Annotated in this window: 5 protein-coding genes; 2 read left to right on the top strand and 3 right to left on the bottom strand. The window is 55.0% G+C overall.

All coding sequences use genetic code 11. The features are described from left to right. Positions 1–579 precede the first annotated feature (579 nt). The 3 genes from APQ99_RS12300 to APQ99_RS12310 are packed head-to-tail and all read right to left on the bottom strand — an operon-like array spanning position 580 to position 2,898. The gene (locus APQ99_RS12300) at positions 580–1,815 is read right to left on the bottom strand and encodes a phage integrase SAM-like domain-containing protein (protein WP_012289707.1); all 1,236 of its coding nucleotides are present in this window, start codon (positions 1,813–1,815) and stop codon (positions 580–582) included. A 22-nt stretch (positions 1,816–1,837) separates the two neighbouring features. Then, on the bottom strand, positions 1,838–2,365 hold the full coding sequence (locus tag APQ99_RS12305; protein WP_012289706.1) for a hypothetical protein: 528 nt from the start codon (positions 2,363–2,365) through the stop codon (positions 1,838–1,840). Next, positions 2,362–2,898, bottom strand: a complete 537-nt coding sequence (locus APQ99_RS12310; protein ID WP_012289705.1) for a DUF7437 domain-containing protein — start codon at positions 2,896–2,898, stop codon at positions 2,362–2,364. The genes APQ99_RS12305 and APQ99_RS12310 overlap by 4 nt, the downstream gene beginning before the upstream one ends. A gap of 465 nt (positions 2,899–3,363) precedes the next feature. Between APQ99_RS12310 and APQ99_RS12315 the strand changes: the two genes are divergently transcribed. Continuing rightward, complete coding sequence (locus APQ99_RS12315; protein ID WP_136361728.1) at positions 3,364–5,109, top strand: SIR2 family protein; 1,746 nt, start codon at positions 3,364–3,366, stop codon at positions 5,107–5,109. A 127-nt stretch (positions 5,110–5,236) separates the two neighbouring features. After that, complete coding sequence (locus APQ99_RS12320; RefSeq protein WP_136361729.1) at positions 5,237–5,707, top strand: DUF4365 domain-containing protein; 471 nt, start codon at positions 5,237–5,239, stop codon at positions 5,705–5,707. The last annotated feature ends 84 nt before the right edge of the window (positions 5,708–5,791 follow it).

The raw sequence follows: 5,791 nt of genomic DNA on the forward strand, positions 1-5,791 counted from the left end.
CCGTGATTCTCTCGTCGAGACCGTCAGCACACCCGTCTCGACACAGAACTCAGGCCGCAGAAACAGCTAGCCGAGGATGCTTTGTGAGGTACTGACGATACAGACCTAGACGATTGGATAGATACGCTCGCTAAATTTGATGAACGAGCAGGGATTGACGAGGTCGGGGACGATCTTCATCGCGGGTTCATAACCGAGTATGTAGTTGAAGAAGGAGTCCCAACACTCTCCCCCTATGGCGGAACAGAACTGATTGACTTTTACACTGATTATGCGACGTATCTTCGAGACCACGATGTCTCCCTCTCGAAGGATGACGAAGCAGAAGCTACTGACTACATGATATTCGAGGAACACAGGTCTATGGGTGGTGAAGAAGAAGCTATCGATGTTGATGTCCTCCAAATCGAATCGCAAATAGTAGCCATCTATTGGTGACAGTAGATCAGGCAGATTCCAACCGGATCAGATGATATCTGCTCCGTTACCAGAGCTCCCCATTGAACTCGGAGAGGTACTACGCTGACCTCCAACAGTGCCTTTTTGCTATGATTGAGGGAGAGTCGATACCTTCACTCTTCAATCGATCTGTTCTAGTGCTTCGGTTGCGACATCACCGAGTTCACCAGCTTCAATATGCGAGTAGCGCTCCCGAACCATCTCCTCGGAGTTATCTAAGTAACGGGCAGCGACCGTATACCCAAACGCACGGACAAGTACCTCCCCCATTCCACGTCGACCACCATGCGGGGCAAGATAATCGTGTTTCGGATGGTCAATGCCGATCTCTGCGTCATCCGAGAGCCGTTGGAGAATCGACCGTGCGCCGTCCGTCGTGATCGACGGCGGCCGAATGTCCTCATCGAGCGCTAGCAGCAGGTCGCGAGCGTACTTATCACGGCGTTCACCGATTGCTTCTGGGCGTTCCCCTCGTTCAGCTAGCTCTTCCTGAACGAGCCCTGCGAGCGTCCGTTGGTCGAACGTCGGAAACACCGGCCAGCGCTCCGTCGGTGGATCCATCAGCTGGCGGTGGCTCCGCAGCGGCGAAATTACCGGATCAGGGAGGCTCGCCGCATCCCACTGCTGTTTCTTCCGGTAGACATCCATACTCCCGTCGTCAAGGGAGAGGTCCTCCCAGCGGACGCCGCGCCGGCGCGGGTCGTTCGGATCTCGGAGGAGTTCCCCGACGCGGACAGCTGTATACGCGAGAACGAACACCAGAGCCCGATCACGAGCCGCCTTCAGCGCCGCGTAGCGCGCTCGCTGCTTGTCGAGAGAGTCAGCATCCTCCGGCAGTGTCGTGTATGCCTCGATGGCATCGCGGGCCTGCTCGTCGACATAGCGGGTGAAGGTATGGCGCTGTTCGGACGTCCAGGCCTGCTGGTCACCGGGCTTGCGGCCGTCGTCCTCCGGCAACGGCGCCATCGCACTCGCCCGCTGCGCGTAATGCGTCTCGAGATAGCCCTCGTTGACACACCAGCCGCACCACGCAGAGATATATCGGTAGTAGGTTTGTACCGTGTTCTGCTTGAGTCCCCGGTCTCCACCGAGATGCCGGGCGTACTCCCGGAACACGCGTTCGTCGAGATCGCTGAAGGTCGGCTCCCGGTCGACACCGTCGGGGACGATCCCGGTCCAGTCCTCGTCGCCACGGTGGCCGGCGGCCCACTCCGCGAACCGCTCCAACTCGCGTGCAGCGTTTCGTCGGTAGTTCCCGCCGTCGCCACCGCGGCCTTTCCCCTTGTCTTGGAGGTAGCGCTCGAAGCTGTCGTTGAGAGAGCTTTTAGAACGGGAAGAAGACCGATCGTCGCTCATCGGGCCTCACCTCGGCGCTGCGTTATCGAAATTCCTCGGCTGTGATCGTCTCGAGATACTCCACACTGACGTACTGGAATTCGATCCGGTCGCTGAAGCCGTGTTGCGGCAGGAGCGTCTCGGCCGCCCGGCCCGCCGGTTTGTCGGTCGTGAGAAGAACAACGTGGTCTGACTCTCCGGTATCGAGTACCTGAGCAGCAAGCCCCACGAGTGCTGTGTCCGCTTTTTCGGTGATATCTTCGTCGCGGTCGGTCTCGTTGGCGATGAACCTTCGTGCTTCGTCCATCACCGTTGAGACGATCGGATTGGCGTAGTCGAGGTCGTCGGCGACGATGATCCACCTTTCCTCGAAGCCATCGGGATTGGGTATGTTCCCGGAGGGATACTCTTCGGCTGCCGGATCGCCCCCGATCTCTTCGTAGACACGCTGGGGGACATACAACGAGACACCTGCCTGTCGGAGTGCCCGACGGAGCCGTTGAAATTTGTCCTTGCCCGGGCCACCACACCGGACGAAGACGCCGGTATCGGCGATATAGACCGTCGTCATGCAACCGCGTCGGCGTACTCGGCGGCAACCGGTTCCAGTGCCTGGAGAATGATCTCGGCTTCAAGCGGTGAGAGGTCGAGTTCCCGGGCCGCAATCCGATGGTTGACCGTGCCATCGACGTACTCGTAGGCGTACTCAAGCGCGACGGCGAGGCCATCAAGACCGTGACGCCCGATGTAGATGTCGATGTCCTCATCATCGTCGCGGCGGGCAACGGCAGCGATGAGTGCTGGCGTGATCGTTTGTGTTTCGCCGTCCGTCGAGAGAGTAAGTGCAATCGACTCGGCGTCGTATTCGTACGGGCGTTGATCACGAGCCTTCTCCACTAACCCAGCAGTTTCGAGGTTCTGCACATAGTCGTAGGCGGTCCCCTGAGGGATGTCGAGTTCGTCGACAAGTTCGGATACGGTGACTGGACCGTGTTGTAGGATATGGGCGTATAGCCGAGCGAGTGCCGGCGTGTCGAGAAGGTCGGCCACCGTCTGAAGCTGCTGAATTGGTGGTCGGCCTGACCGCGGAGGTGATTGCGCCATCTCGATTACGAATTATCGATAATTCGCGATAAGGTTTCCGGCGACAGAGCGGAGCTCGCAACCGACCCGACACTCGCGGGGGATCAGCCGCTCGCAGTGGCTCTACTCTGGGGGAAGCGTCTTCCTGAGGCGATTGCAGCATTCGTGCTTCACCGACGGCGTCGGGGTACTTCAAAGTGGTCGTGATTATCAGAGTAATCACGAGTAGTTAGAGTATGGGGTGATTCCCTCGATTTCAGTACCCTCAGGGTGTGGAGCCACCGAAACAGACGTGTGTAGACCGTATAGTGCAATACAGAAATTCGCTTAATCTCCACGCAGAGGTTCGGAGGGTACGCCCATACAAAACGATTAATATCTGACAGAAGGTGAGTGGTGTCACCTCTCATCGAACCAATTCGAGCATCTCCTCCACACAAGATTCAAATAACCGAGAAATGACGATGACACAAGAGGTGCTGAAAAATGGTTGACAAACGAATGTCGCTCACATTTTCGGTCAGGAATAATCCCGGGCGATATGCACTACTTCTCGGGTCAGGAGTCTCCACTGGTGCAGGCGTCCCGACTGGGTGGGTAGTTGTCGAAGATTTGATTCGGAAACTGGCTGCAGCGAGAGAAGAAGATCTGCAGCACGATCCGTTCGACTGGTACAAAGAGGAGTACGGAGAAGAGGCTGCCTATGACGACCTGATTGGTGAGTTGGCAGGCTCGCAAGAGGAACGACGATCACTGTTGGAAGACTACTTCGAGCCGTCAGAGGAGGAAAGAGGTCGTGACGAGAAAACCCCGACCAAGGCACATGAGAGCATTGCCTGGCTTATCGACAACGGGTACATCGATGTAGTTCTCACCACGAACTTTGACCAGCTGCTTGAGGATGCGTTAGCCGAATACGGTGTCAAGCCTGTCGTGATAACAGGGCCAGAATCAGCTCGGGGCGCTGAGCCACTTGCACACCAGGATGCGGTTGTTATCAAGGTGAATGGCGACTACAAAGAAACCGATATCAAGAACCTTGCAACCGAGCTGGAGGAGTATTCAGAACCGATGCAGGAACTCATCGACCGAGTTTTCAAAGACTACGGATTGATTGTGTGCGGTTGGTCAGGGAAGTGGGATACACGCCTGCGAGAGTCGCTTAAATCATGCAAAGTACATCGATACTCGACTTACTGGTCCCACCACGGAGAACTTGAAGAGGAGGCAGAACCCCTCGTGTCGCACAGGGATGCCATCACTATCCAGAACGAGGGTGCTGCTCGGTTCTTTTCTGAATTGAAAGAGAGCGTCGAAGCACTGGAGGGCGCGGAGTCCGCGGCACCACTCTCACGCGAGGTGGCCCGCGAACGAGTGAAAAAGTACCTGACCCGGGAACAGCACAAGATAGATCTTGCCGATCTTATCAAAGAGGAAGCTGAGGAAGTGAGCGCGGAGATATTTGAGGAGGAGCGGTTTCCCCTACATAACGACTCCGGCGAGATCACTGTTGAGGACAGGCTTGAAGAATACGGCAGCGTAGTCGGAACCCTGGCTGTGGCTACAATGACTTGTTCTTACTGGGGAAACCAGACAGTGAATATCGGTCTCAAGCCGACGGTTCAGGCCATACAGCACATTGGCTCTACACCATCACCGGAGAATAAATATACTCCTGCTCTAAAGCTACTGAGGCGTTACCCCGCTACACTCGTTATGTATGGGGTGGGAATGGCGGCACTGGCTTCCGAGAATTGGAACGTCATCCAGAAGCTACTATCGCAGACAACAGTTGAGGTTCACCGTTCATCGTTATCGTATTCAGATAGATCTGGGAAGGAGGCCCAGTTCGCACTCCACCCGTGGAGAATATCAGATAAACTCGGATCGGGATTCGAGCGCGAACGTCAGGAGAAATCCATTCGGTCCCAAATAAAAGACCAGCTTCGAGAGCCGGCAATGGATTTCCTTTCCTCCTCGACTGCATATGAACAATCGTTTGAGGATTTTGAAGCGATAGCGGATTTAGCACTCATTGAAAGAGTCGAGAGTCGGGATGGCGAGATGAGACTCATGGGGACGACTTACTGGGGAGAAACTGTCTCACATCTAAGAGAGTCCCTTGATGAACAGGGTGAGGATTGGGGTCCTTTGCAGGTGGGTATGTTCGAAGCCTCTCCGGACCGGTCGAGGGACCTTCTTGATACGCTAGAAAATCTTTCCACAGCATAGCCGACGCCACAATCGGTAGATATGAGTGGTTGCGGTGGGCAATTACGCGAGAAATTGGACACACCAGAGAAGACAGTTCACAACCTAGACTATTTTAATATAGCTCGTAATATGTAGATGAAGATAAATGCCGAGTCGCAGTTCTGACCAGGAACTTGACGAGATAGGTGAAGCCCAACTCGTTACTCAACTTCGCCCATACCCGGTCGAAGCATACGAGAAAGACTACGGTCCTGATTTTATCGTTAACCTCACTGATGATGACACCGACGACTCCACCCATCAAAACATCCGCAGTGATCACTTCCTCATCCAACTGAAATCAACCGGTAAATTCGATTCTGATACCGAAACTGTCCATGCGAAACTCACAATTGAGCATCTCAAACAATACATGGGGCAACCCATTCCAGTTGTCCTCGCTATCTACGACGACACCACTAGAGAAATCTACTGGCGTGTCATTCAGGAATACGTCTGGGATACCCTCACCGACGAGAATCCGGACTGGCGGAGTCAAACAACTCATCGCATTACCATCCCGCGCTCACGCCTAATCACGGATCACGAACGTCTTGAAGCCGCCATGCCTCGTTGAATCACAAGACAGCGTCGGGGTAGGGAAGACTATTCGCAGTTTCACAGCGTCAGAGACGGGTTCTTGACCTCAGAAGATGCAGTA

The organism is Halobacterium salinarum DSM 3754 (genome assembly GCF_008124605.1).
GTDB classification, from domain to species: domain Archaea; phylum Halobacteriota; class Halobacteria; order Halobacteriales; family Halobacteriaceae; genus Halobacterium; species Halobacterium salinarum.

Bases quoted from the DNA above. Each gene is read 5' to 3' on its own strand.
- APQ99_RS12300 (WP_012289707.1), bottom strand. From the start codon at position 1,815: ATGAGCGACGATCGGTCTTCTTCCCGTTCTAAAAGCTCTCTCAACGAC.
- APQ99_RS12305 (WP_012289706.1), bottom strand. From the start codon at position 2,365: ATGACGACGGTCTATATCGCCGATACCGGCGTCTTCGTCCGGTGTGGT.
- APQ99_RS12310 (WP_012289705.1), bottom strand. From the start codon at position 2,898: ATGGCGCAATCACCTCCGCGGTCAGGCCGACCACCAATTCAGCAGCTT.
- APQ99_RS12315 (WP_136361728.1), top strand. From the start codon at position 3,364: ATGGTTGACAAACGAATGTCGCTCACATTTTCGGTCAGGAATAATCCC.
- APQ99_RS12320 (WP_136361729.1), top strand. From the start codon at position 5,237: ATGCCGAGTCGCAGTTCTGACCAGGAACTTGACGAGATAGGTGAAGCC.